We start from the raw sequence: 24,270 nt of genomic DNA, 5'->3' as shown, positions 1-24,270 counted from the left end.
TGCGACGGTGGTCGGCCTTTTCATGATGTTTGGACGGAACACGATACGTTTCCTCTTCCGTTGGCGGCGAAGTGGCTCGACCACGCCCAAGCCGGCTGACCTCACGCGAGGACCGCACTTTTCGCCAAAAGGTACGGAACAGCCCGCTCAGCCGCGACGCTGAGATGAAGAGGCGGACGGTTTGCAACCTCCGCGACGGGAAGGTCGAGCGGCAGACGAGATGTCGGTGACACGATCGACTTCGGGTCGAGACGGAAGCCGCACGAAACAGAGGAGGTTCAGGCGTTGATGAAGAAGACGATCGTGATCGGTCTGGACGGTCTCGAACCCCGGATCGTCGAAGCGATGCTCGAGGCGGGGCAACTGCCCAACCTGGCGGAGCTCAAAAAACGCGGCGGCTATTCGCGGGTTGCGACCACCTCCCCAGCGCAAACTCCTGTGGCTTGGTCGACCTTCGCCACGGGGGTGAACCCTGGCGGTCACGGGATCTTCGACTTCATCAGACGTGATCCTCGAACCTACCTCCCTGACTTCGCTCTGAACCGTTACGAAGCGAGAGGAGCCTTCCTCCCTCCCAAGGCCGTCAATCTCCGGCGCGGGAAGCCGGTCTGGGACCTCCTGACCGAGGCAGGACTCGGTTCGACGATCGTGCGCTGTCCGTGCACCTACCCGCCGGAACCGCTCCGGGGACGAATGCTCTCGGGGATGGGCGTTCCCGACCTCCGCGGAGGACTGGGAACGGCCACCTATTACACCTCGAATAACGAGGTGAAACCGGGCGAGAGTGAAAATATCGTGAGGCTCCCGCCAGGAATCGATCGCCCGATCGAAACCTATTTGATCGGCCCGAGAAACCCGAAGGGCGGGGGGGATCTCCGGTTCGACGTGACACTTTACCCTGATCTCGACGGTCGCCGGGTTCTGCTTCGGTCGGCGGGCACTCCCAAAGAGCTCGAGATTCGCGAGGGACAATGGAGCGACTGGGTCCGGGTCAAATTCAAACTCGGCATGCTCCAGTCAGTTCGCGGGCTCGTCAGGTTCCACCTTGTCCAGCTCGAACCGTCGCTTGCGCTTTATGCGTCGCCCATCAATTTCGACGTCGAGTCGCCACTCTTTCCGATCAGCCACCCCGCGGACTACGCGGCGAGCCTGGCGGAGGATATCGGTGGTCTCTACCACACGACCGGTATGGTCGAGGATCATGCCGGCCTGAATAACGAGCGGTTTGGCGAAGACGCCTTCCTCGACCAGTGCGACACGGCCTGGCGCGAGCGCGAAGCGATGTTGCTCCGCGAGCTCGATCGATTCGACGAAGGCCTGCTCTACTGCCTCTTCGACACGACCGATCGGGTCCAGCACCTGTTCTGGCGATACCTCGAGCCCGATCATCCGGCCAATCACGGCCAGGCTCCGTCGACTGCCTATGCGGGCGTGATTGAAGATCAATATCGTCGAGGCGATGAGATCGTCGGTAAAGCGCTTCAGTATGCAGATGACGACACCTTTGTCATCGTGCTCAGTGACCACGGTTTCGGCAGCTTCCGCCGTGGCGTGAACCTGAATACGTTGCTCCACGACCATGGACTCCTCACGCTCCGCGACGGCTTGAAACCAGGGGAGGAGGCGGGCGACTTCCTCAAGAGCGTCGACTGGAGCAAGACGAAGGCATACGCACTCGGGCTGAGCGGAATCTACCTGAATATCGAGGGGCGAGAGAGCCAAGGAATCGTCAAGCTCGAAGACGTCGCCAGTCTCAAGACCTCGATCGCCGAAGGGCTGTCAGGCCTGGTCGACTCCGCCACGAGCGAGGTTGCGATTCGGAACGTTCGGCCCCGCGAGTCGGTCTACAGTGGCCCCTTTGTGGAGGAAGCTCCCGACCTGCTGGTGAATTTCTCCCGGGGCTACCGGATCTCCTGGGGTTCCTCGTTGGGTGGAGTGGGCGAGGGACATTTCGAGGATAACCGGAAGAAATGGAGTGGCGATCATATCGTCGATCCATCACTCGTTCCGGGAGTGCTTTTTATGAATAAGCCATTCAAGGAACAGAATGCGGCTCTCCTCGACCTGGCGCCGACGATCCTTGACGCCATGGGGGTCCCCAAAGGCTCCGCCATGGAAGGAGACTCACTGCTTTCTCAGTCCTGATATTCGGCCAGGTTTTGGACTCTCGAGTCAACCTTCGATGTCAACGACTGCGCCGAAGGCATCCCGTGGTCTCCGGAGGAGATGGGGCCGGTCTCGGTGACCTCACACCTTGGAGCTTTGCTCCAAGGCATGTTTCAGGAGCCCACCACGGCTGGGCGATCAGGAGGATTGGCTTGTGGTGAACGTCGCACGTGAGTTTGGCAACAGGATCGGTGGCATCGGATCATTGCGACGTATCGACGTTCGTCGAACTGAGGACGAGGACGTCGCTCAAACCATCCCACGTCTTTTGATCACGAGCTCGCTCGTTTTCGGCCTCGTCACCGGCTTCCTCGAACTCGCCCTGGTGCTCGCTCAGGATGCGCTCACTCCCAAGATCACGATGGACTCGCTCCGCACGAATCTCCACTTCATGTGGATGATTCCCCTGGCGGAGGTTCTGCTCTTTGGGACGTGTGGCCTGCTGTTTGGCTGGCTCGCCAGGCGTCGCCCCCAGTTGGCGAGTCGAATGGCATTCTTGACCATGACGGGCTTGCTTGCCCTCGCCCTCTTGATGAGATTCGACGGCCTTTATTTGATCGCTCGAATCGTCCTGTCGATGGGGGTTGCCACGTCGATCGGGCCTTGGCTCGAAGCACGTACCTTGGGCTTTCCTCGTCTGACTCGATGGAGCCTCGGGCTGCTGGGCACCGGCTTGATCGTGCTGATCGGAGTGGATTTTACTCGGGTTGCCACCGCCGAGAGTCGCGCGATCGGGAACCTTCCCCCAGCGTCTCCCAAGGCGCCTAACGTGCTCTTTCTCGTCATGGACAACGTCCGTGCCGCCAGCGCCAGCCTCAATGGCCATGATCGACCGACAACGCCCAACCTCGATCGCCTCGCGGCGCGCGGCGTTCGCTTTGATGAAGCCCGGTCGACCGCATCCTGGACACTTCCTTCCCATGCGGGCATGTTCACTGGTCAATGGCATCACCGACTGTCGGTCGGCTGGGATCGTGCGCTTGACACGACTTATCCCACCCTGGCCGAGTATCTTTCGAACCAGGGTTATGCCACGGCCGGGTTCGTCGGAAACATCTATTACTGTAACCGGCGATACGGCCTTGATCGTGGTTTTGCTCGCTATGAAGATTACTATGAAAACCAGACGGTCTCTCCCTACGAGATCATCCGGAGCTCAAGCCTGGGCCGTTGCCTGCTGCCGCTGGTCGGGTACCCGGTGCGGGTCGGCTTTGCGGAAGTTTATCGCCGCAAGAGTGCGGACCTGCTGAATCACGACCTGCTCGGCTGGCTTTCGAAGCGACAGGACAAGCGGCCCTTCTTCGCCTTCGTCAACTATTACGACGCTCATGCTCCATGCGTCCTCCCGAGGGCCCTCATCGCCTCTTCGGGCATGCCGAGCGGCCGCATAAAGAGAAGATCGCCGCGCTCAAGCGATATCAGCGCCTCAACGCCCACACGTTGAAGCCCGAAGACGGCGATCCGGCGCAAGTCGATCGCGAAGCGATCGATATTCTTCGGGATTCCTATGAAAGTTGTATCGCCTACATCGACGCCCAGATCGGCCGACTGTTCGCCGACCTCGAGCGCCGGGGGATGCTCGAGAATACGATGGTGGTGGTGACCTCCGACCATGGCGAACACTTCAACGAGCATGGATTCGTTGGGCATGGCCAGAGCGTGTATCGCCGCGAGGTCCACGTTCCGTTGCTGATCATTCCCCCATCGAGCCGTTCGGACCTGGCCAGGGGGGTTGTCCCCGAGCCGGTGTCGCTCCGTGATCTCCCGGCGACGATTGTCGACCTGCTCGCGATCAAGGACAGGTCGCCATTTCCCGGCTCGTCACTCGCTCCGCTCTGGAATTCGAGCGGGTCGTTGGATCCGCTTCAGGCCACGTCTCCGGTGCTCTCTGAGGTCGGACACAAGCTTCATGTGCCTCGGATGCCGCTGATTCCGGCCACGCTGGGGGAGGTCAAGGCGCTCATCTCGGACGGGAAGGTGTATATTCAAAACAAGGGAGTCAAGGAAGAGGTCTATGACCTCAACATGGACCCCTTGGAGAAGAGCAATATCGTCGCCGCCGAGAATCTCGATCCGTCGTTGACGCGGTTTCGAGCCAATCTGAAAGAGATCCTCGCCGGTAAGCCAACCGAGGTTAAGGCGCGGTGACTGCCCGCCATGCACCTGAGGCAGCCGTTGAGACCCGTTGAAACTCAACCCGAGGCCTGGGGAATCTCTTCGAGCGCGGCGGGATTCTCCAGGCTCGAGAGGTCTCCCAGGTCGAGGTTGAGGAGGCGAGCGCGAATCACACGTCGCAGAATCTTGGCGCTTCGGGTCTTGGGCAGGTCGCTCACGAAGCGGACCTGATCGGGGGCGAACGGCTTTCCAAGCACGTGGGCCACCTGGTCACGGATCTCCTTGGGGAGGTCCGGGCTGGGCTTGACGTTGGGGCCGAGCACGACGAAGCACCAGATCGATTCCCCTTTGAGTTCATGCGGCACCCCGACCGCGGCCGCTTCGATCACGCTGGGATGGCCGACGGCGGCCGATTCGATCTCGGCAGGCCCGATCCGCTTCCCTGCAACCTTGATCGTGTCGTCGCTCCGCCCGTGGAGATACCAGGTCCCTTCGTCGTCGATCGAGGCCCAGTCTCCATGGGTCCAGACCTCAGGCCATCGCGACCAGTAAGAGCGGAGAAATCGCTCCTCATCATTCCAGAGCCCGCGGGTCATCCCGGGCCATGGCTTGGTGCAAACGAGCTCGCCGACCTCGCCGCGGAGCGGCTGCCCGGCCGCATCGAAGACGTCGATCGCCATCCCGAGCGACGGCCCGCCGAGGGCACACGGCTTGAGCGGCTCGATCGTCAGGCACGAGAGGAAGCAGGCGCCAACCTCGGTCCCGCCCGAGAAGTTGATCAAAGGACGAGTCCCGCCACCGACCTGTTGGAAACACCAGTTCCAGGGGGCTGGATTCCAGGGCTCACCGGTCGAGGCCAGCACGCGGAGCCGGTGCAAGTCATGAGACTTGACCGGCTCCTCGCCATACTTCATCAGCGCGCGAATCAGGGTGGGTGAAACCCCCAGAATCGTCACCCCGTGGTCCTCGACGACGCGCCAGAGGCGGTCAGGGGTGGGAAAGTCGGGCGCGCCCTCGAAGAGCACGAGGGTTCCACCGAGTGCCAGGCCGCCGATCACCTTCCAAGGGCCCATGATCCAGCCCATGTCCGTCACCCAGCAGAGGCGATCGTCGTCGTGAAGGTCGACCTGGTGGAGCACTTCCTGGGCGATTTTGACCAGAAAGCCGGCGTGGACGTGAACTGAGCCTTTGGGCTGACCGGTGGTCCCGGACGTGTACGCGATCATCCAGGGGGCTTCGGAATCCATCGGCTCGCAGGGACAGGACGCTGGTTCCGCCTGGGTGATCTCATGCCACCAGAGGTCACGCCCCGAGGTCCAGGGAACCTCGCGGCCGAGGCGCTGGACGACGATCAGGTGTTGCACGGTCGGGGAGAGTGCGACGGCCTCATCGGCGATCGGCTTGAGTGGGACGGCCACTCCCCGTCGGAGGGTGCCGTCGGCGGTGATGAGAACCTTGGCCGCACCATCCTGAAGCCGGGTTGCCACGGCCTCGGCACCGTAACCGGAGAAGATCGGAATCGCGATCGCGCCGATCTTGGCGCAGGCGAGCATCGCCGCCACGGCCTCGGGAACCATCGGGAGAAACACGCCGACTCGATCACCCCGACCGATTTCGAGCCGTTTCAAGGCGTTGGCGAGCCGATCCGTCTCCTCAAGAAGCTGGCGATAAGTGAGCTCTCTCACCGCGCCATCTTCGCCCTCCCAGACCAAAGCGGTTTTCTCAGCGCGGGGTGTGGCGACATGCCGGTCCAGACAGTTGTGGGCGAGGTTGAGCTTGCCTCCCACGAACCAACGCGACCGGGCAATTCCATCGCTGGTATCCAGGACCGAGTCATACGGTTCAAAGAACTCGATGCCGAGCTCGTCGCCCATCGCACCCCAGAACCAGGCGACGTCGTCGGTGGAGCGACGACGAAGTTCGTCGACATCGGTGATGCCGTGGCGCTCCATGAACTGTCGGACGTGGCTGCGCTCGATATAATCCTGAGTGGGGTTCCAGACGAACGCGTCGGCCATTTCGAACAACTCCTGGGGCTCAGGTCGGCAACAGCCCGTTCCGAGTCGAGCGGCCGGCAGACCGCCAGGATATCCTCCACGATCCGGGTGTCAATCAGCAGGGCGCATCGGCATGAAAACAATCATCGAGCCCTTTAAGATCAAAATGGTCGAGCCGCTCAAGCTCACCACCCCGGGACAGCGAGAGCAGGCACTTCACAAGGCTCATTTCAACCTGTTCCAGATCCCGGCTGAAGACGTCATGATCGACCTGCTGACCGATAGCGGCACATCGGCGATGAGCGCCGATCAATGGGCCGGGATGATCCGAGGAGATGAATCATACGCCGGAGCGCGGAGTTGGTTCCACTTTGAGAACGTGCTCCGCGACCTGACGGGGATGGAGCACATCCTCCCGACTCACCAGGGGCGCGCCAGCGAGCGGATCTTGTTCGAGCTGACCGGCGGCCCCGGCAAGGTCATCCCGAGCAACAATCACTTCGATACCACCCGCGCCAACATCGAGCACTCGGGCGCCGTTGCGGTGGACCTCGTGATTCCCGAAGGGACCGACCCGCGCAATCGCCACCCGTTCAAGGGAAACATGGATCTCGCGAAGCTCGAAGCCCTGATCGATGAGGTGGGGCCGGAGCGCATTCCCCTTTGTATGACGACCGTCACGAACAACAGTGGCGGCGGCCAGCCCGTGAGCCTGGCGAATTTGCAGGCGGTACGCGAGCTCTGTCATCGGCACGGAATTCCGCTCTTCCTCGACGCCTGCCGATTTGCCGAGAACGCCGCTCTGATTCAGCAACGAGAGCCCGGCCAGTCGGGACGATCCGCCCGGGCGATCGCTCGGGACATGTTTGACCTCGTCGACGGGGCCACCATCAGCGCCAAGAAAGATGGCCTGGTCAACATCGGCGGCGTTCTCCTGATGCGCAACGACGCGCTCGCCCTCCGAGCAAACGAACTGCTGATCCTCACCGAGGGGTTCGTCACCTATGGCGGTCTTGCCGGCCGTGACCTTGAGGCGATGGCTCAAGGTTTCATCGAAGTGCTCGACGAGAATTATCTCCAGTATCGCCTCCGGAGCGTGGCTTACCTGGGCGAACATCTCCTCGCCGCCGGGATCCAAATCGTCGAACCCCCGGGCGGACATGCGATCTACATCGACGCCGCCGCTTTCTGCGCTCACATTCCCCCTCATCATTTTCCTGGCCAGGCCCTGGTCTGTGCGCTCTACCGTCATGCGGGAATCCGAAGCGTCGAGATTGGCAGCGTCATGTTCCACGCGGTGGATCCCGACTCCGGCGAGACGATTCATCCTCCGATGGAACTCGTGCGGCTCGCCATCCCGCGCCGGGTTTATACTCAGAGCCACATCGATTACACCATTGAGGCGATGATCGAACTCTCCGAGCAACGCGATGCGATCCATGGCTTACGGATCATCGAGGCGCCGCCGACCCTCCGTCATTTCACCGCGAAATTCGCGATGCTCGACTGAGCGGTCAACGCGATTCGGCACTCTCCAAACAATCGACAATTGTCTGTGCGTGCACTCGGAACCAAGTTGCTCAATTGGCCTTCACGTCGTTCTCTTCAGCTTCCGACAAGCCTCCGAGTTCACGTTCGTCCGAGTGTTCTCTGGGAGCGGCGTGATTGCACGCTGACGCGAGCTCAGCGAATTCTGCCGGCATCGCTCACGAGGGCGCGAATCTTCGGAGTGCAAGAGATCGGCGACCTGGCATCGACTTGGATGCAATATGGATCCTCCATCGAATCGATCGCCCGCCCGATTCAGCGAAACCGCACAGGCTTGTGATGGACGAGGATGAGGTCGGCGATTTTCCTCCTGGGCCTTGCCGTGAGCGGGCGGCTGCTCAGTCAGACGTAAAGCTTCGCCGAACCCGTTTCTCCCGACGTCAACGCGATCGGCCATGGCATCATCGTCGGCCTAACAATTCCCGTGGGGTGGGCACGTCCCACCATCTTAACCTCCGCTTTGACAAGGAGATAGGATGGTGGACCGTGCCCACCCTATCGGGAGAAATCGGATTCTGGCCGTCGATCAATCGGAAATCGTTGATCCATTTATGACGGGTTAGGCGAAGCTTTACAGTCAGACAATGTCAGGTTAATCCGATCGTCCAGGCCGACATCTCACAATTCATCTGACGGACTTGGGGCCGTTGCGTGCGTCACGGACCTGTCCCTGCTTTCGGCGAGTTTGTGCCTGGATCTCCTCTCCGCATTATGCAGGAACGATTAATATCATCATGCAAACAGTATAAAATTGAAAATGCTGGTTATCTTACGCATTTGCGAAATCATGCAAATCAGAAGATTATATGAAATTGCATGCAATGCAACGCCGAAACGCCTGGTGATTCTTGCAAGCCATCCAGGCGCCGGCGCATTCTCAGTCAAGTTGTCGACTGCTTCGATGTCAGGGCTTCACGGCCTTGTCGACCGCTCGGCCAGCCTCCTCAACGGGTCCCGGGGGATTGATCGCGTCCTTGGCGTCCTGGACACTATTATCAATTCTCTCCCCCGCTTTTTCGGCAGGTCCCTTGGACTCACAACCCGCGAGAAGCAGTACCGCACCGAGGAGCAGCGACGAGGCACGCACAGCCGGGATCAGCCAATTTTCATCTGAGCAATCCTCAGGCATCAGGAACAGAACCGAAGCGCACGTCGCGTTCGACGACTCCGATACGGCAGCAAAGCGCATGCCAAGCGTGCCGACTTCCCGTTCGGCCCCGGCGATTGGATCCACGACTGTCGGCCGAGGCAGAAACGGGGTCGGCTTGATTTCACCGCTGCGATTCAGTTTTTTGATGGTATGCCACGGCGCCGACGGTTTGCGATGGGCGGTTATGTGTACCATGTCCTGAATCGGGCCGTGGGGCGGGGAACGCTGTTTCGGAACGAAGGCGACTCCACCGCGTTCTAGCGCGTGCTGGAAGTGGCCTGGGACCAGATTCCGATGCGGGTGCTCTGTTTTGGCGACATGCCCAATCATTGGCATCTGGTGCTCTGGCCGGAGCACGACGGCGACCTCTCTGAGTCTCTGCGGTGGCTCGCCGTGACACACGCGCAGCGCTGGCACGCCGCGCATCACACGTAGGGAACCGGTCCGCTCTACCAGGGACGATTCAAGTCGTTTCCGATGCAAGACGACGAGCATTTGCTCACCGTGAGCCGGTACGTGGAGCGGAACGCCTTGCGGGTTAACCTGACTTCCCGGGCGGAGGACTGGCGCTGGGGAAGTCTCTGGCAGCGCGGGCAGCAAGTCGCATCGGTGACTCTGGTAGACGCCTGGCCGGTCCCGCGTCCTCGGCAGTGGACCGCGTTCGTGAACCAGCCGGAAACCGAAGCGGGGCTGCCGGCTCTCTGCCGCTCGGTGGTCCGCGGAACGCCCTTTGGTGAGGACCGCTGGCAGTAGGACACCGCGAAAACGCTCGGGCTGGGATCGACCCTGCGTGGCCGTGGCCGTCCGAGGAAATCCTCACGTTAAACGAGAAATCAAACGCCGCGGCGTCAGAAACGACTCCCGACCCCTTTCCCCTCACCCGCGACGGAAGGCGGTGCGGCAGAAGGAAAAACGCCAGCGGCGTCGCGCGACTTCATCACAAAGCGAGCGAGTTGAGGGTCAGGTCGGGAAGACGACTGGCTCGTGATCGCCTGCCCAGGTATCAGGGTAACCTGTCTCTCGACTAGGACCGTCGTCGGCGTGCAAGGTTGGGAGGAGCGTGCGCTTACCGCCGCATTGATGATTCAGGAGGGCGTATGACCGGTGAGGTGAAGCCGCAGGACCGCGACAGCGGTTTGGTGGAAAGGAGCTGGGTAGGCACCAGCCGCGGCGAGGGCTAGGTGAAATTAAGAAACTTAACAATCACCGGTTTTTCGCTTTGCTCGAGATGAGGTCAGAGGGTACGATGGACAGATCCACCAAATTCTACTTAAATTCGTAAGGCCTCAGCCAAGCTCAGTGACTCTCGCTGGCAAAGTTGGAAATCGACCGATTCGGACATAGGTGCAAATCGCGTTCGACACGGCCGAGACGGAATTGTGGTCGCGCTGCGAACGATTTCACAGACAGTTCCTTCCTCCGCTTGTTCAGGCGGATCGAATCGCGGATCAACCGCTTCACAAGAGATGCCGTATCGAGGTCGTCATGATCCCAGTGGAATCGCTTCCTCATCGGGATGCAGGCCCACAGAATTCCGCTCAGAACCTACATGAATTCTTACCTTCTATCTGATGGACGTAGAAATTTCACCGATCACGCCGAAACTTTTGCTTGAACTCCATATAATCGGAAGTAAACGGCCTCCATTTATTCTCAAGGCCGTGGGTGACTTGACGTGGATGCAAGGGTTATCCGTTGGAGACACTAGGACCATCACGGTTTGGTCAGTCGAAACGCACAAGGACAGTGAGGCGCCCATCCTGAAATGCGACCTGTCCTTTCTCGATTTCAAGCTGCTCAGCAAGAAGAAAGAACCGTATACGGAACCTGGAACATACAAAATCACATATCATTACCAATCTGCAATCATTGCTCGGCCCCGGACGGAACGATTGCATCGGAAGTTCTGGTCTTTCCCGAGTGGAGCGATTCTCCGGAGAGCGTAGCTGTTACAATTCACGGCGATCGCCCCCTGCGGGCAATCCCTCAATCGCTTGTCATGAGTCTCAAGAATGCGCCCGGCGAGGAAACGTCGTGTGCGTCCGGCGGACCACGTCCCCCTTCGCAACTGGCCGAGGGGCCTCGGCCACTTTGGTGACCGTCGGTCGAAACCCTGCGCGGTGTCATGATCCGGCGTCAACAGACGCGACGCGCGCTCGAACCCGTGTCGAGCCTGGCCCGAACACCGCGGTGGGAGCGCGCCGCGTTTCGAGTGCCGGCGGGAGCCGTTGTCAGCTCGGGGAACCGTCGGCGATGGGACCCTCTGGGGTCGCCGCAGGATCGGCGGCTTGGGGAGGCGACCAACGGTCAGGGAGAAGGTCGGCCAGATTCTCTTTGGGAAGCACCGGCAATCGGGATAGCACGTCGCGCAGGTAGACGAACGGGTCATGACCGTGACGCTGGCAACTCGACACTACGCTGAACAGCACGGCCATGGTCTTCCCGCCGGTCTCACTCCCAGTGAAAAGCCAGTTTTTTCGTCCAGTCGCGATTGTCTTCATATGTTGCTCGGCTACGTTGTTATCGATCGACAGGTAGCCCGAACTGGTGTACCGTTTCAACGCCTCCCAGTGGTTCTTCATGTAACCGATCGCCCCTCCCATCGGACTCTTGGGGAGCACCTGCGGTCGCTCCTCCTTCAGCCACTTCTCGAGGCTCTCCCAAACTGGCACCGCCCGCTCCTGGCGCACCCGTAGCCGAATCGCGGCCCGTGTCGGCTCGTTGGCGTCCTCAGGCAGCTTGGCGAGCTCTGCTTTGATCTGCTTCTCGATCGCGTAGAGCTGGCGGTAGTAGGCCAGGGCCGTACTCGCTCTCGTTAGGTCCGTCTTCTGCGCCTCGACGAACTTGCGGCGGGCGTGGGCGTTGCAACCCACCTCCACGACGTTGCCGCCCGCGTAGATGCCGTCGTAGCCGCTGAAGGCATCAGCCTGCAAATAACCGCGAAAACCCTTGAGAAACAGACTCGGACCGTCTCGCTTATGGCTCCTCGTGAAATCAAAAACATTGTAAGGATAAAGATGATCGCCGAAGTAGATCCAGAGCCGGGCCAAGGCCTTGATCTTTCGCTCCGAGTCCCGCAGCTTCACCGACGTGTCGTCGGTGTGAATCGTGCCGCACAACAGGACCAATGTCTTCATCAGGTCGTAGAGCGGCTCGAGACTTTGGGCGGCGCCGGCCATCCAGTCGCAGAGGGTTGAGCGTGACAGCTCCACCCCTTGCCGGGCCAGGCGGCGTTCCTGGCGATGGAGTGGAATATGATCGGCATACTTTTCCGTGATCACATGAGCTAGTAGTCCCGGTCCAGGCAAACCCTTGGGGATCGGCTGGGCTGGCTTGCCGGCGGTGACGACTTGACCTTCGCAGTGCGGGCAGGCGTAAGTGCAGCGCACGTGCTCGACCACGAACAAGGTCGCCGGCACATAGTCGAGTTGCTCGCTGCGTTCTGCGCTGATCTGGGCTCGGGTCTCGCCGCATTGCGGACAGCGGCGTTCGGCTTCGGTCAATTCGTAGACCCGAGGCTCGCGGCGGAGGTTCTTGGGCAAGGGCCTGCGGCCGTGAGATCGATTCTTCTTCGCGGGGGCCGCACCCGGCTCGGGCTCGGGCTCGGGTGCGACCGCGTCGCCGGTGACCGAGGGTTCGGGTTCCGGGGCCAGCGGTTCGAAGGCGTCGGGGATAAGCAGCGGTTGATTGGGGTCGAAGCGTTCGGTGCGTGGGCCGTAGAGCCGCCGCAAAAGGAGGTCGAGGCGATGTTGCAATTCCTCGTTCTGACGCCGTGTTTCGCGAAGGGCGGCGAGCAGTTCGATGATCATCTGCTGGAGGAAGGCAGGATCACTGGGCAACGTCGCCGTGGGATCGGCAGGGGTTTCAAAGGTGATGGGGCGGGCGTCTTCGCTCATGCACTTTTAGACGCATGAGGTTCTTATATTATTCGATGATTCTTTGGAAAAACGCGGCGGCCGGCCGGGGACTCACACCGTGGCTCTGGGGACGGGTCGGTGATAGCGTTTGCCGCGTTTCACGCTCGAGAGGTCGATCCCTTCGAGGAGCATGACGAGGTCCGCGGCGCGGACCTCGACGCGGGGCTGAGCCTCCGGAGACGGCGGAAAGCGAAAGGTGCCGGCTTCCAATCGCTTGTACCAGATTGCGTACCCGTCCTCCTCCCAAATCAGGAGCTTGATGCGATCGGCGGCCCGGTTGCGGAAGACGAAGATGTCTCCCGAGAGCGGATCGCCCTGGAGCCCGTCGCGGACCAGGGCCGCCAAACTGTCGAACGATTTTCGCAGATCGACCGGCTGCGCCGCGAGCCAGATCCGGACGGTTGGAGACAAGCTCACCATGACCGTTCTCCGGCTTCGAGCAGTTCAACGACTTGCACGAGGGTCTGAGGGTCGAACCCGGCCCCGACCCGCAAGCAGCGTCCATTGGCCAGCACGACCTCGATGCTCCCGGCGGGCGACTCCGCCTTGTCGGCGAGCACATGCACAGGAAGAAACGCGGGCTTGGGCTGGTCGCGCCGCTGGAGTTCCCGCCGCCACCAATAAAACGACGGCGCACTCACGCCCTCGGCCAGGCAGAACGCCCGGACCGACAGTCCACTCCGCTTCCACCGGGCCAGAACCAGCCGCCAGTACGGCTCCCGCCCGTTTCTCGATCCTGCCACTCGGCCCATAGTTCACCCCCTTTCGGCCATGCACCGATCGTAGCATGGGCCGCAAGAAGGGGTTCACCGGACGCACACACCCGTCAAGAGGGACCATGTTGACTGGGTTTTCTGTTCAATCAAGGTTGTTGCCTTATTTGGAACAGGCCGCCGTGTACGACTCGATCAATTTCTCGATCGAGAGCAATCTTCCCGGATACTTTCCAAAAGGCAACGGGACAGCCGCTTCAACGCGTGTCGCGGTGTTTTTCTGTCCTTCCGACCCAGAAACTCGGGGGATTGGCTATGCTCCGATCAGCTATCGAGCCAGCGCAGGGACTTGTGACGAAGGGGAGTCTAACGAGACGGGGGCTTTTGTACATCCGAAGCGAACTCTAAAACCGGCAGACTTCCTTGACGGGTTGTCCAGTACACTTGCATTCTCGGAGAAGCCCATCGGGTTCTCCGCGCAGCAGGAACTTCGCCTTTTCGCGACTGGTTTCAATTGAGTGAAAATCCTATCTATCGGAAATCTGATGATTGGGTCGCCGCTTGTTCTCGTTCAGCACTGGGTCAACTCCAAGCGGGTGCAGGACAAACCTGGATGTCGTCCGGAGCAATCTACACGGATTTCTACACGGTCCTTGGACCAAATAGCCTCATTCCAGATTGCGGCCACGAAGCACTCGTCGGAATAGGTATCTTCACGGCACGAAGCTATCATCGTATGGGTGTAAACACCGTGTTTATGGATGGATCAGTGCGATGGATGGGCTCAAACGTCAATACACGGATTTGGCGCGGTCTGGGAACCCGCGCCGGCAAAGAGATTGTTCAGTGATCTCTCACGCATGAACTTGGTGGAATTGGACGGGATTACGTGTGGATTTCCGGCGCCCTCGGTCGTTGGCGTCTGCCATACAATACAAGAGGGGACAACGTGCGGCCTGATGACACATTATTGCGGGGCATTCGAGGAAGATTGCGACACGGGGATTCGTACCCACACGGTGGGTGGCCCATGCAACCAAACCGCGAACTACTGCGATAATGTCTGAAGCCTTGTTGAGTTTGAGACGCGAATAGCAAGCAATCCATATTCTTTGGGTTTCAATTGAGCATCGAATCGCGATTCGTCGACTCGATGTTAAGTGGCCATGCCTGCTTCGTGAGGCATGGCCATGATTCCACACACATCACGACCCAAATCCTTTAACGGAATACGTCAATGGTTTCGGGTACAACCGATCAGGCCATCCTACGATTGGCCAAGGAGATGACTTCGTGGAATTCCATCGAACTTACTGTCCATGAGGACATGGAAAACTATCCGGTCGATGCGGGTGCAAAATCGAGGAGCGCAAACGATACGCGATATATTGAAACAAACCGCTCTCAGCGAATGCTTGCTGTCAAAATGCGAGCCGAAGTAGCCCCTACGGGTGCCTATCTCGAGGCATTCTGCGACGGAAAGAAGTGCGCGAATGTCATTTATCGCGGCGAAACGAAACAGGACCATATCGACATCAGCCGTCACTTTGGCTCAGAGAGAGTTTCCGGCTCAAGCAATCGACCCAGTCCCCTTAGTTTCTTCTACGTCGGGAAAATCCCGCTTTATGAGGCGTTGTCGAACGGAAAATACCTTGGCAATGGCCGAATCTCGGAACGAAAGAGTGAAGTCTATCTTTTTACCAACGTGAAATGGGCGAGGTATCCGCAGCACTTGGTTTACGACCTCGACACGATGACGTCGATTCCGATCCGCGTACGCGCGTTCCCTGCCAGTACGCGTGTTGAGGGTGAAAATTGGGATTCGGCTTTACCTCTCTGGGTGTGGACAGCCAAGACCGTGGATCAGGTTGGTGGAACCTTCTGGTTGCCCCTCAACTCCGAATTCATCCAGTACAGGCGGACGAACGACGAGGCCACAAGGACAGTTCGGCGGACCAACACTATCAAGGTGGAATCGGTTCTGTATAACAAGAGCTATCCGAGCCAAACGTTTTGGCCGATTCTTCAGCCTGGTGTGGTCGTGCGTGACGAATTCACCAAGAAGACCACGGCCGTTCCTGACCCGAAAGGGACGCGCGCCTTCATAGATGATCAGGTCGGTACCGCGAGATCGGCGACGGCCGACTACCCTGTGGGATGGTCAAGCTGGGTCCCGACCGGTTGCGTACTTTTGGGGATATCACTTCTCGTCGTCGGATTGGTCAAGCGATGGAATCCGTGAATTCGACTTTTGTACTTTTCTTTCAGTTCGCGGGAGGTGTAGCCGTGCGCGGTAGACCACGCAATGCTTTTTTGTTCCTATCTGGTATCCTGGTCGTTGGATTAACGATCGGGTGTGGCTACGAGTCCGTTTCGGGCAGAAAAGGGGTCGGGAGTGAATGGCACGAGGTTAAAAGCGGGCGTGCACTAGTTTTCATCGCAATAACAGTGTACAGGAGCCCGAAAAGGTACTGTACGGAATCCTTATCCTCGTACCATTCACTCCCGACCCCTTTCCCCCCACCCCGCATGGCATCCGGGTCATCTCGATCCATCCGACAGGCGTGAATACACCGATGAACGATGGGCTGGCGGGCTTGGAAGGGGCGAATCCCTTGCAGATCGCCGAGCGATCGGCCGGAAACCTGCTACCGGTCCCCGGGGTCGAACCGGAGGACGTCGCTGAAGCCGTCGTCTTCCTCGCGTCCGAGCGTGCTCGATTCGTCACGGGCTCACAGTTCGTCCTTGATGCGGGTCTTTTGACTCGCTGACGAATGAGGTCATGAGCTCATCGGGCGAAGTCTGCTCGCGATCAACGACCTTGGATCTAAAACGAGCATCCCGATGTTAATGTGTCAGGTGCATCGCTGACGTCGAAGCTCGCCTCGGGCACGCCTACGGCTGAGGCCAGTTTCGCTCCGAGATCACGGAGCATGCCGGCCGAATAGCCGGGCCAAAGCCGGTCGACGGTCCCTTCCTTCGTGACAAACGCCACGTAGGCGGACCGTTCGGCGCGATAGGCGTGGACGACCTTCAGATCCGGGTCGGCGACGATGGGGTAGGGGGTCTCATGTTGCTGGATCCAGCGCTCCGCATCGGGGGCTTCGCCGTCGATGATCCCGAGGAATGCAACATGTTCACCGTAGGCGGTGAAGAGCCGACGGAAGCAAGCTTCGGCCGCTTCACTGCAAGGGCAACCCTCTTTGATAAAGATGATGACCGCCGGTTGCCCCTGTGCGGAATCCGGCAAAGGGAGGGCAGGGAGGCCGGCAACCGCTCTGGCGGCGGCCCGCATCCTGGCGGTGACAGGATGTCCGACCTGGGATCGAGTGGCGAATGCCGCCGCAAAGGCAGCCCCCGCGGCGATGAGTAGCAGGACGGTCGCAATCCTCCTCACGGCGTCCCCCGGGGTGCGATGCAAGCGAAAGTGTCGAGGATCAGGCGGCGGCGGTTTCGGTCTCATGATCAGCAAGGGCCAGGTGGGTCGAGCCTCGGCGTTGGCCGATTTGAAGGACCATGGCGGCGGTGACGAGACAGAGACCTCCGGAAGTCAGGAACGCGGGTTGATAGTCGCCAATGACCGAGCGAATCGTGCCCGCGCCGAAGGTGGCGACGGCCGCTCCCAGTTGATGGGCCGCCACAATCCAGCCGAACATGATCCCCGCCCGCTCTCGCCCGAATGCGTCCGCCGTCAGCTTGACGGTCGGCGGCACCGTCGCGATCCAGTCGAGCCCATAGAGGACTGCGAAGGCGGAGAGGCCCCACGACGCGTCGATCAGCCCGAAGGGCAAGTAGATCAGGGCGACTCCTCTGAGGCCATAGTACCAGCATAACAGAACGCGGTTATCGTAACGGTCGGAGAGCCAGCCCGAGGCCGTCGTCCCCACCAGGTCGAACAGTCCCATGGCCGCGAGCAGGCCGGCCGCGCGGATCTCGGGGATGCCGGCGTCCAGGCAGGCGGGGATCAGGTGGGTACCGACCAGCCCGTTCGTACTCAGGCCGCAGATGAAGAAGCTGCCTGCCAGGAGCCAGAAGTCGCGTGACCGTAAGCCGTCACGAAGCGCCCAGACCGCGGCGGCGAACGGTCGGTCCATCTTGATCGTCACCAATGGCGCATCAGCGGCCGCCCTGTACTGACGGAGGCCAAGGTCCTCGGGGCGATCCCGCATCAAGAGGGCGATGAGGGGCAGGAGGAGCGCCGCGATCGCCGCAACGACCAGCACCGCCGGCCGCCAACCGTACCGTGAGACGAGTGCGGCCAGGGCGGGCAGAAAGACCATCTGGCCAGTGGCCGAACTCGCTGTCAGCACGCCCAGCACCAACCCTCTTCGCTCGGCGAACCAGCGGTTGACGATCGTCGCGCCGAGGACCAGGGCCGTCATCCCCGTTCCGCCCCCGACGACCACCCCCCAGAGCAGGACGAGCTGCCAGGGGGTTGAGATCTGGGTCGAGAGGGCCACGCCCGAGGCGACGATCGCGAGCGACCCGAGCATCGTCCGCCGAACCCCAATCCGATCCATGAGCGCGGCCGCGAAGGGACCGATCAACCCATAAAGGAGCAGGTTGACCGAGATCGCCAGCGAGATGGTTGCTCGAGACCAGCCGAACTCGCGCTCCAGCGGCACAATCAGGATGCTTGGAGTTGCCCTGACCCCGGCCGTCGCCAGCAGAGTCAGGAATGTCAGCCCGGCGACCACCCAGGCATAGTGATATTTTTGCGCCATTCTCCGCGGGGCCATTCCGTCGTTCCTCTTCGTTGACTGGCTTGGCCTTGGGCGGAATCGTGCCGCGGTTCGGGCCAATTCGCTCGCTCAGTTGTGAGTCAATGTTGATGCCGGAGTAGGTCCGTTCGCCGCGTCGCTCCTGGGCGGCGTCGCGCTTGCGCGAGGTTCAGTCGCGGGAAGTCGTGATCTCCCTCGACGGCAGAATCGGAGGGAGATCATGACTTCCGCAACTTGCACGATGGCGGCGATCCGCTCAGTTGGTGTACCGCCGCACGATCAGCGCTGTGTTTTGGCCGCCGAATCCGAAGCTGTTGGAGAGGACCACGTCGACCTTTTTCTCGCGGGCCTCCTGCGGCAGATAGTCGAGATCACACTCCGGATCTTTATTTTCCAGGTTGATCGTCGGCGGCAAGACGCCGTCGCGGATCGCCAGCAGGCAGGCAATCGCTTCGACGGCACCGCCGGCCGAAACGAGGTGCCCTGTCATGCTCTTTGTGCTCGAGATCGGAACGCGATAGGCGTCGTCGCCGAAGACTCGCTTGATCGAGAGGGTCTCGATCGAGTCGTTGGAGGGGGTGCTCGTGCCGTGGGCGTTGATATAGCCGATTTCCGAGGGGGTGACCTTGGCATCGGTCATGGCTCCGCGCATCGCCGCGATGGCGCCTCGCCCTTGGTCGTGGCTGTCGGTCAGTCGAAAGGCGTCGGCCGTCGAGCAGTGCCCGGCGATCTCACCGTAGATCGTTGCGCCTCGGGCCTTGGCATGTTCCAGTTCCTCGAGGACGAGCATACCGCCCCCCTCTCCGAGGACGAATCCATCGCGATGGCGATCGAACGGGCGGCTTGCCGTCGCGAAATCCTCATTGCGGGTCGACATCGCCGTGAGCAGGATGAACCCGGTCAGGCCGAGTGGGTGAACCATGCTGTGGGTTCCTCCCGCCAGGATGACGTCGGCATCGCCCCGGCGAAGCAACTCCGTGGCCTCGCCAATCGCCTGGGCGCTTGCTGCGCACGCCGTCTGGCACGTCGAGTTCGGCCCTTTGGCATTGAAAACGGCGGCCAGGTATCCGGCCGGACCGCCATGTTCCTGATCTGCCTCGTTGATCAGTTGGAGTCGCTCGATGCCGTAGCCCGTGAACTTGGCCGGATCGAAGTCGCCGTCCGTGGTTGAGCTGTAGACGAGATCGACGAAGCGATCGAAGTCTTGTTGCCCTTCCCCGGAGCCCAGGTACACTCCAAACCGGGTCGGATCGATGGCCGCATCGCTGAGCCCGGCGTGTGTCACCGCCAGGGTCGCCGCGGCCAGCGCCAGTTGTGAGGTCCGACTGTACTGAACCCAACGGTCGGCGTCGGCTCGATAGTCCGCCAGGCGAAACCCCGCGACTTCACCGGCAATTCGCGTGGCGAACGTCGACGCGTCGAATAGAGTGATTGGGCCAATCCCACCACGCCCCTCGCGGAGCGAACGCCAGGACGTTTCCACGTCGCGCCCCACCGGCGTAATCATTCCCATGCCGGTCACTACCACTCGTCGTTCCACGCGATTTGTCTCCCCAACGGCTCCAGGGCCGATACTCGTCCGTTGACTTCGCAGCCAATCGTATCCAACCCCGCCACGTCCTACGATCCCTCGAGTCGACGCGATCAGTCGGGCAATTGTACGAGATCTGCGCGTCGACTCCTCCCCCAGAGTTTCGGCTGGAGCGACCGTCCTGGGTGAATCAGGCCGCGATAAATGATATGACGAGCGTAATCTGAAATCAACCGTCCTGGCGAGCGTCGGGGAGTGAAGGCATGCGTGGGAGCATTGGAACAGGGGGGGCGAGAAACCGCCGCTCCTGGGATTTCAGCCGGTCGCTCGTACGAGTTCTGATTAGGCCTGCGGGCGACCACCTAGTGTGAAGTTGTGAAGATATAGTTTCGTGGTTTGGTTGGTTTTTTTGCGAGGCGAGGATCGACGGCGGCCGCCACGTTGGCTTGGGATACCTGACCTAGCCCGATACGTTTTACTCGAGGTGGGGCGGACTACGGTACGATCGCCATTGCCGCGTCTTTATGGTCAGAAGGGGAACGGCCCATCGCTCCCCTTCACCGAAGGACTCGGCCGTGATCGAGTCGGCTGTGTCGTCTTCCATGAACCGCAGTCGAAATTGATGACGGTGCGAGATGACTTGCTTCGGAAAACGCCTGAACGTGGATCCCAAGCGATCGAGTAACTGCCAACCGTTACGTTCAGTGACCAGGCGCGTTGCCTGGAAATCTCCGCCCGCGTAGCCCAACGAGCGAAGGACCGATCCGGATTCCTGCACCGAGAGGGGCTCGATCCGCTCCCCATGAATCCTGTGCAATTGGGGGAAGGGATGCCCAAGTGACGGCGTTTGCAAGAGGTAGAGACCCTCCGGGAGCTTGACGACCGGTTCGATGGAGAGGAGGTGCGACTTCCCGGCCGGAGGCTTGAGAATGAGCCTCGTCACTGTCCCGTCACGGCCTACATCGATCCGATACAGGCGGACCGGGTTTCGGACCACGGGCGGCGACCGGACGAGTCCCGGCCTGGAGGTCACAAGATCGATCGCGACGAAGACCGAGACCCCCTCTGCACTCTCGAAGATCTGCATCGGTCCGATGCGGTAACAGTAACCGTGAGGTCGCCCGATTCCGAACATGACGAACCCGAAGATCACGAACCCGATGAGTCCCGCGAGACAACCCACGACTCCAGGTCGTGCCCCCGTTTGGGCGCTTGCTTTGAGACGTGGCGGCGATGCTCCGAGAAGTTCCGCCGGGTCGGTCATGACCGGTCTCCGATCCTCTAAACGCTCGTGACCAGAACGCAAGCGCTCGAATGTACGATTTCGCCTCGACTCCACGTGGAACAGACCGCCGTCACCGTAAGCTCTTGTCAATGGTATCAGATACCACCGATGCTTACAGTGACAGGCTCAGCTATAGAGCGAGACGCGGTCGCCGAGCGTCGTCCCGATGTCGAGGCCCCCACGTCAGGAAATCGCAACCCAGTAGACGACGAGGACAATAGCCGCCCCGACCAGGCCTGTGACGAGCCCGGGGAGGCGCCGGCGTTTGATGTAGAAGAGCAGGATCAGGCCACTCATTGAGACCACGATGAGGAGGATCGCCGAGAGGTCGATCACGACCGACCAGACCATCCCGGTGTCTCGTCCCTTGTGGAGGTCGTTGAGTATGGCGATCAAGCCATGGTACGACTCGGACAACTGGTAGTGGCCCGACTGGCGGTCGATGAAGACATCCGCCGCGTATCCTGGACCCTTGAAGGTGACTGTGCACTCGGCTTCGTCAACCTTCAATTCCGTCAGGGCGCCGCGGATGCCGTGGACCTTCCGCAGATGCTCGACCACTTCCAGTTTCGCAACACGTCTCGACTCATCCTGTTCGACTTCGGGGCCAATCTCGGGGACGTCGAGATTCAGCCATTTGGCGTTGAGGTCACTCTCGATTTGGATGGTTCGCTCGGTCTCGCCGAAGAACCAACCCGGGTGGTTGAGGGTGATCCCCGTCGCACTGAAGAAGAGGACGATGGCCAGGCCGAACAACGAGAGATAGATATGGATCCATCGCATGAAGGCGGCGAGCTTGATCCGGAACTTGCGACCGCGCGAAGGGGCAACCACCGTCGAGCGAGGCGTCGGAGAGTCACTTGCCTGTTCCCTTGCGGCGGTATTCGATGGAGGCGGACTTGAGCTCGACATTACCTTTGAGTTCCTCGACGATCGGCTCGTTGGCCAGGATCAGCTCTTTGCGGATGATCTGGTGGGTTCCATGCTCACGCGCGACTTCGATCGCGATCGTGTAAGTGCCAGCGGGGAGGGAGGCGCCGCGATCATCCTTGCCGTTCCAGATGACCTTGTAGTTCCCGGCCGGTCGGGTTGCTCTAGATATGGTCTCGACCAGATCGACCTTGTCAACAAGCTTGCGCACTTGATCGGCCTGATACCAATGCTTGAGGTCGGGAATCCATCGCGGGCCCGGCGCATTGGCCTGTACCGAGAGCATCAACGTGCGAACGGCCAGCCGATCCTTATCTTCAACCCAGATCGCGACATACGGGCGCCGATCACGTGAGGTCTTACTCTTGGGCGGGCTAATCTCATACGACATTACCAGGGTGTGGTGGGCACACTTCGGGGCGGGATGGTCCAGAAACTCAGTGCACCGGATCTTGGTAGGCAGACATTGAGCCCGGATCATCGTCCTGCGCGGCCAGTTGCCGCGTCAATCTCTCACGATCTGGATGGAGTGTTCGAGGGGAGAAGACGACATGGCGGTACCAAAGAGGCGGACGTCCAAATCGGCCAAGGGGAAGCGGCGGAGCCATGACTCACTGAAACCGATCAATCTGACGATCAGCCCGATGTGAAAAAAAGGTCGTTCCTACCCACCGTGTTCATAAAGAATGCCTGCTTGAGCATTTAAAGAGTGGCAATCCTGGGCCGATGCTCCGTTGATCGTGACCGCGATTCGGTGGTGGGGAAGATCACTCGTGCAAGCAAGGGCACGAGGTTGGTGGATTCGGGTGGTCCAGATCAATGGCGTGTCAGGACCACCCGTTCTGTGGGACAACCACCTTCGTTGAGGATGGTTCGAACCTCGTTCCTTCCGAAGCCGATTCGAGGAGGAGTGGGGACGGGTCACGGAGCCTTTCTCTCGGCCAGCTTCTTTTCCCTGATCGCCTCGGCTCGAGCATCGATCGCGTCGGCATTCGCCGGGTCGAGTCGAATCGCCTTGTCGTAGTCGGCGATTGCCTTGTCGAATTCTCGCTTGGCCATCCATGCGCCGCCACGGCCGATGTACGACCACGCCTCCTTCGGGTTAAGTCGGATCGCCACGGTGTAATCAGCGATCGTACCGTCGTATTCCTGTTTCGAGTGCCGAGCATCCGCCCGGTTGAAGTACGGCCAGAAGTCTTCCGGGTCGAGTCGGATGGCTTCAGTGAGGTCACTGATCGCCTTCTCATACTCGTTTTTCAAACGCCAAGAATCCCCGCGGAGCGAGAACGCTGACTGTTGTTTCGGGTCGAGTCGGATGGCGATGGTGAAGTCGGCGATCGCACGGTCGTGGTCCTCCTTTTCTTGCCAGACGCTTCCCCGGTTTATGTACGCGTTTGCACTGGTTGGATTGAGCTGAATTGCGATGTTGTAGTCGGCGATCGCCTTCTCGGAGTCTTCCTTGATCTTCCAGATGTTCCCCCGATTCACGTATGCCTTCGCAAACTTAGGGTCGGCCCTGATGGCGGAAGTGTAATCGGCGAGCGCCTTGTCCTCGTTCTGCTTGCCGTGCCAGGCATTTCCTCGATTGCAGTAGGACCACGCATCTTTCGGGTCGAGCCGGATGGACTCGGAGAAGTCGGCGATCGCCTTGTCGTATTCTCGTTGCTCGAGCCACGAATCCCCCCGATTGCCGTAGGCCCGCACACTCTTCGGGTTGAGCCGGATGGACTCGGAGTAGTCGGCGAGTGCCTTGTCGTACTGCTGCTTGGAATTCCAGGCATTGCCCCGATTCCCGTACGCCGAGTCGTTTTTCGGGTCGAGCCGGATGGTCTCGGTGAAATCGGCGATGGCCCGGTCGTAATCCCGCTTCAGGAGCCAGGCGATCCCACGCTCGGAAAACGCCAGCACATTCTTCGGGTCGAGCCGGATCACCTCGGTATAGTGAGCGATGCGCTGATCTGGGTTGAGACTGGCCTTCTGGTCCGAGACGGTCGGCGAGAATTGTGATGTGACAGCCAACGCCAAGATCACTTGCCGCAACATCGCGAACTCCGAGTCGTTGGGAGGGGCTAGTTCGTGAGTGGGATCGAGATCCCCTGACGACTTTACACGGCTCACCGAACTCAGTCCATCCAGCGCGGGCGGGTGGGTGATGGCACGTTGCGAACAGGTTGTGGTGCGCTGGCACTTTCATACA

The 24,270-nt window shown here is 60.4% G+C and carries 21 protein-coding genes and 1 pseudogene; 10 read left to right on the top strand and 12 right to left on the bottom strand.

The genetic code is table 11. The features are described 5' to 3' along the window. Nucleotides 1-288: 288 nt before the first annotated feature. The 3 genes from V5E97_RS36860 to V5E97_RS36850 all read left to right on the top strand — a co-directional run bounded on the left by V5E97_RS36860 (nucleotide 289) and on the right by V5E97_RS36850 (nucleotide 4,314). A complete protein-coding gene (locus V5E97_RS36860) occupies nucleotides 289-2,145 on the top strand; it encodes an alkaline phosphatase family protein (protein WP_406696525.1) in 1,857 nt (618 codons plus the stop codon). Between the two features lie 178 nt (nucleotides 2,146-2,323). After that, nucleotides 2,324-3,610: a sulfatase-like hydrolase/transferase gene (locus tag V5E97_RS36855; protein ID WP_406696524.1), complete on the top strand. Its 1,287-nt coding sequence runs from the start codon at nucleotides 2,324-2,326 to the stop codon at nucleotides 3,608-3,610. Next, nucleotides 3,502-4,314, top strand: coding sequence for a sulfatase-like hydrolase/transferase (locus V5E97_RS36850; RefSeq protein ID WP_406696523.1), 813 nt, complete (start codon nucleotides 3,502-3,504; stop codon nucleotides 4,312-4,314). Before V5E97_RS36855 ends, V5E97_RS36850 begins: the two co-directional genes overlap by 109 nt. Nucleotides 4,315-4,358: 44 nt before the next feature. On the opposite strand, the gene V5E97_RS36845 is transcribed toward V5E97_RS36850, so the two are convergent. Continuing rightward, the gene (locus V5E97_RS36845; RefSeq protein WP_406696522.1) at nucleotides 4,359-6,299 is read right to left on the bottom strand and encodes an acetate--CoA ligase; all 1,941 of its coding nucleotides are present in this window, start codon (nucleotides 6,297-6,299) and stop codon (nucleotides 4,359-4,361) included. A gap of 112 nt (nucleotides 6,300-6,411) precedes the next feature. Between V5E97_RS36845 and V5E97_RS36840 the strand changes: the two genes are divergently transcribed. After that, nucleotides 6,412-7,788: a tryptophanase gene (locus tag V5E97_RS36840; protein WP_406696521.1), complete on the top strand. Its 1,377-nt coding sequence runs from the start codon at nucleotides 6,412-6,414 to the stop codon at nucleotides 7,786-7,788. Nucleotides 7,789-8,730: 942 nt separating this feature from the next. On the opposite strand, the gene V5E97_RS36835 is transcribed toward V5E97_RS36840, so the two are convergent. Next, nucleotides 8,731-9,171, bottom strand: a complete 441-nt coding sequence (locus tag V5E97_RS36835) for a hypothetical protein (protein ID WP_406696520.1) — start codon at nucleotides 9,169-9,171, stop codon at nucleotides 8,731-8,733. Nucleotides 9,172-9,453: 282 nt separating this feature from the next. On the opposite strand from V5E97_RS36835, the gene V5E97_RS36830 reads away from it, so the two are divergent. Beyond that, entirely contained in the window at nucleotides 9,454-9,729 is a 276-nt protein-coding gene (locus tag V5E97_RS36830; RefSeq protein WP_406696519.1) for a hypothetical protein, read from the top strand. 1,478 nt (nucleotides 9,730-11,207) lie between these two features. Here the strand turns inward: V5E97_RS36830 and tnpC are convergent. The 3 genes from tnpC to tnpA form a co-directional block, all read right to left on the bottom strand. Beyond that, entirely contained in the window at nucleotides 11,208-12,872 is a 1,665-nt protein-coding gene (tnpC, locus tag V5E97_RS36825) for an IS66 family transposase (RefSeq protein ID WP_406696518.1), read from the bottom strand. A gap of 72 nt (nucleotides 12,873-12,944) precedes the next feature. After that, nucleotides 12,945-13,313: an IS66 family insertion sequence element accessory protein TnpB gene (gene tnpB, locus V5E97_RS36820; RefSeq protein ID WP_406694550.1), complete on the bottom strand. Its 369-nt coding sequence runs from the start codon at nucleotides 13,311-13,313 to the stop codon at nucleotides 12,945-12,947. Then, complete coding sequence (tnpA, locus tag V5E97_RS36815) at nucleotides 13,307-13,645, bottom strand: IS66 family insertion sequence element accessory protein TnpA (RefSeq protein WP_406694549.1); 339 nt, start codon at nucleotides 13,643-13,645, stop codon at nucleotides 13,307-13,309. Before tnpA ends, tnpB begins: the two co-directional genes overlap by 7 nt. Before the next feature lie 86 nt (nucleotides 13,646-13,731). Here tnpA and V5E97_RS36810 point away from each other — a divergent pair, with 86 nt between their 5' ends. From V5E97_RS36810 to V5E97_RS36795, 4 genes and pseudogenes are all read left to right on the top strand, one after another. Then, nucleotides 13,732-14,124, top strand: coding sequence for a DUF1559 family PulG-like putative transporter (locus tag V5E97_RS36810; RefSeq protein ID WP_406696517.1), 393 nt, complete (start codon nucleotides 13,732-13,734; stop codon nucleotides 14,122-14,124). Between the two features lie 95 nt (nucleotides 14,125-14,219). Further along, complete coding sequence (locus tag V5E97_RS36805) at nucleotides 14,220-14,456, top strand: H-X9-DG-CTERM domain-containing protein (protein WP_406701274.1); 237 nt, start codon at nucleotides 14,220-14,222, stop codon at nucleotides 14,454-14,456. A 387-nt stretch (nucleotides 14,457-14,843) separates the two neighbouring features. Then, nucleotides 14,844-15,848 carry a hypothetical protein gene (locus V5E97_RS36800; RefSeq protein WP_406696516.1) on the top strand — a complete coding sequence of 335 codons (1,005 nt, stop codon included), beginning with the start codon at nucleotides 14,844-14,846 and terminating at the stop codon, nucleotides 15,846-15,848. 283 nt (nucleotides 15,849-16,131) lie between these two features. Continuing rightward, nucleotides 16,132-16,377 (top strand): annotated as a pseudogene (locus V5E97_RS36795) (SDR family oxidoreductase); the annotation flags it as partial. A 56-nt stretch (nucleotides 16,378-16,433) separates the two neighbouring features. Here V5E97_RS36795 and V5E97_RS36790 read toward each other — a convergent pair. From V5E97_RS36790 to V5E97_RS36765, 6 genes are all read right to left on the bottom strand, one after another. Further along, nucleotides 16,434-17,003, bottom strand: coding sequence for a peroxiredoxin family protein (locus V5E97_RS36790; RefSeq protein ID WP_406696515.1), 570 nt, complete (start codon nucleotides 17,001-17,003; stop codon nucleotides 16,434-16,436). Between the two features lie 40 nt (nucleotides 17,004-17,043). Then, a complete protein-coding gene (locus V5E97_RS36785; protein WP_406696514.1) occupies nucleotides 17,044-18,345 on the bottom strand; it encodes an MFS transporter in 1,302 nt (433 codons plus the stop codon). Between the two features lie 238 nt (nucleotides 18,346-18,583). Further along, on the bottom strand, nucleotides 18,584-19,867 hold the full coding sequence (locus V5E97_RS36780; protein ID WP_406696513.1) for a beta-ketoacyl-[acyl-carrier-protein] synthase family protein: 1,284 nt from the start codon (nucleotides 19,865-19,867) through the stop codon (nucleotides 18,584-18,586). A 466-nt stretch (nucleotides 19,868-20,333) separates the two neighbouring features. Then, nucleotides 20,334-21,122, bottom strand: a complete 789-nt coding sequence (locus tag V5E97_RS36775; protein ID WP_406696512.1) for a hypothetical protein — start codon at nucleotides 21,120-21,122, stop codon at nucleotides 20,334-20,336. A 204-nt stretch (nucleotides 21,123-21,326) separates the two neighbouring features. Continuing rightward, complete coding sequence (locus tag V5E97_RS36770; protein ID WP_406696511.1) at nucleotides 21,327-22,055, bottom strand: PepSY-associated TM helix domain-containing protein; 729 nt, start codon at nucleotides 22,053-22,055, stop codon at nucleotides 21,327-21,329. Next, complete coding sequence (locus V5E97_RS36765; RefSeq protein WP_406696510.1) at nucleotides 22,000-22,554, bottom strand: DUF2271 domain-containing protein; 555 nt, start codon at nucleotides 22,552-22,554, stop codon at nucleotides 22,000-22,002. The genes V5E97_RS36770 and V5E97_RS36765 overlap by 56 nt, the downstream gene beginning before the upstream one ends. Before the next feature lie 70 nt (nucleotides 22,555-22,624). Here V5E97_RS36765 and rpmF point away from each other — a divergent pair, with 70 nt between their 5' ends. After that, entirely contained in the window at nucleotides 22,625-22,723 is a 99-nt protein-coding gene (gene rpmF, locus V5E97_RS36760; RefSeq protein WP_406696509.1) for a 50S ribosomal protein L32, read from the top strand. A 271-nt stretch (nucleotides 22,724-22,994) separates the two neighbouring features. Here the strand turns inward: rpmF and V5E97_RS36755 are convergent, their stop codons facing one another. After that, the gene (locus V5E97_RS36755; protein WP_406696508.1) at nucleotides 22,995-24,191 is read right to left on the bottom strand and encodes a tetratricopeptide repeat protein; all 1,197 of its coding nucleotides are present in this window, start codon (nucleotides 24,189-24,191) and stop codon (nucleotides 22,995-22,997) included. Between the last annotated feature and the right edge of the window lie 79 nt (nucleotides 24,192-24,270).

The sequence above is a fragment of the Singulisphaera photorubra genome, from assembly GCF_045290345.1.
In the GTDB taxonomy this organism is placed as follows: domain Bacteria; phylum Planctomycetota; class Planctomycetia; order Isosphaerales; family Isosphaeraceae; genus Singulisphaera.
This window is presented reverse-complemented; position numbering and strand designations above follow the sequence as displayed.

Excerpts from the sequence above, each read along its gene's own strand:
- V5E97_RS36860 (WP_406696525.1), top strand. The coding sequence starts at position 289 with ATGAAGAAGACGATCGTGATCGGTCTGGACGGTCTCGAACCCCGGATC.
- V5E97_RS36850 (WP_406696523.1), top strand. The coding sequence starts at position 3,502 with ATGCGTCCTCCCGAGGGCCCTCATCGCCTCTTCGGGCATGCCGAGCGG.
- V5E97_RS36845 (WP_406696522.1), bottom strand. The coding sequence starts at position 6,299 with ATGGCCGACGCGTTCGTCTGGAACCCCACTCAGGATTATATCGAGCGC.
- V5E97_RS36840 (WP_406696521.1), top strand. The coding sequence starts at position 6,412 with ATGAAAACAATCATCGAGCCCTTTAAGATCAAAATGGTCGAGCCGCTC.
- V5E97_RS36835 (WP_406696520.1), bottom strand. The coding sequence starts at position 9,171 with ATGGTACACATAACCGCCCATCGCAAACCGTCGGCGCCGTGGCATACC.
- V5E97_RS36830 (WP_406696519.1), top strand. The coding sequence starts at position 9,454 with ATGCAAGACGACGAGCATTTGCTCACCGTGAGCCGGTACGTGGAGCGG.
- tnpC (WP_406696518.1), bottom strand. The coding sequence starts at position 12,872 with ATGAGCGAAGACGCCCGCCCCATCACCTTTGAAACCCCTGCCGATCCC.
- tnpB (WP_406694550.1), bottom strand. The coding sequence starts at position 13,313 with ATGGTGAGCTTGTCTCCAACCGTCCGGATCTGGCTCGCGGCGCAGCCG.
- tnpA (WP_406694549.1), bottom strand. The coding sequence starts at position 13,645 with ATGGGCCGAGTGGCAGGATCGAGAAACGGGCGGGAGCCGTACTGGCGG.
- V5E97_RS36810 (WP_406696517.1), top strand. The coding sequence starts at position 13,732 with ATGTTGACTGGGTTTTCTGTTCAATCAAGGTTGTTGCCTTATTTGGAA.
- V5E97_RS36805 (WP_406701274.1), top strand. The coding sequence starts at position 14,220 with ATGTCGTCCGGAGCAATCTACACGGATTTCTACACGGTCCTTGGACCA.
- V5E97_RS36800 (WP_406696516.1), top strand. The coding sequence starts at position 14,844 with ATGGTTTCGGGTACAACCGATCAGGCCATCCTACGATTGGCCAAGGAG.
- V5E97_RS36785 (WP_406696514.1), bottom strand. The coding sequence starts at position 18,345 with ATGGCCCCGCGGAGAATGGCGCAAAAATATCACTATGCCTGGGTGGTC.
- V5E97_RS36775 (WP_406696512.1), bottom strand. The coding sequence starts at position 21,122 with ATGACCGACCCGGCGGAACTTCTCGGAGCATCGCCGCCACGTCTCAAA.
- V5E97_RS36770 (WP_406696511.1), bottom strand. The coding sequence starts at position 22,055 with ATGTCGAGCTCAAGTCCGCCTCCATCGAATACCGCCGCAAGGGAACAG.
- V5E97_RS36765 (WP_406696510.1), bottom strand. The coding sequence starts at position 22,554 with ATGATCCGGGCTCAATGTCTGCCTACCAAGATCCGGTGCACTGAGTTT.
- rpmF (WP_406696509.1), top strand. The coding sequence starts at position 22,625 with ATGGCGGTACCAAAGAGGCGGACGTCCAAATCGGCCAAGGGGAAGCGG.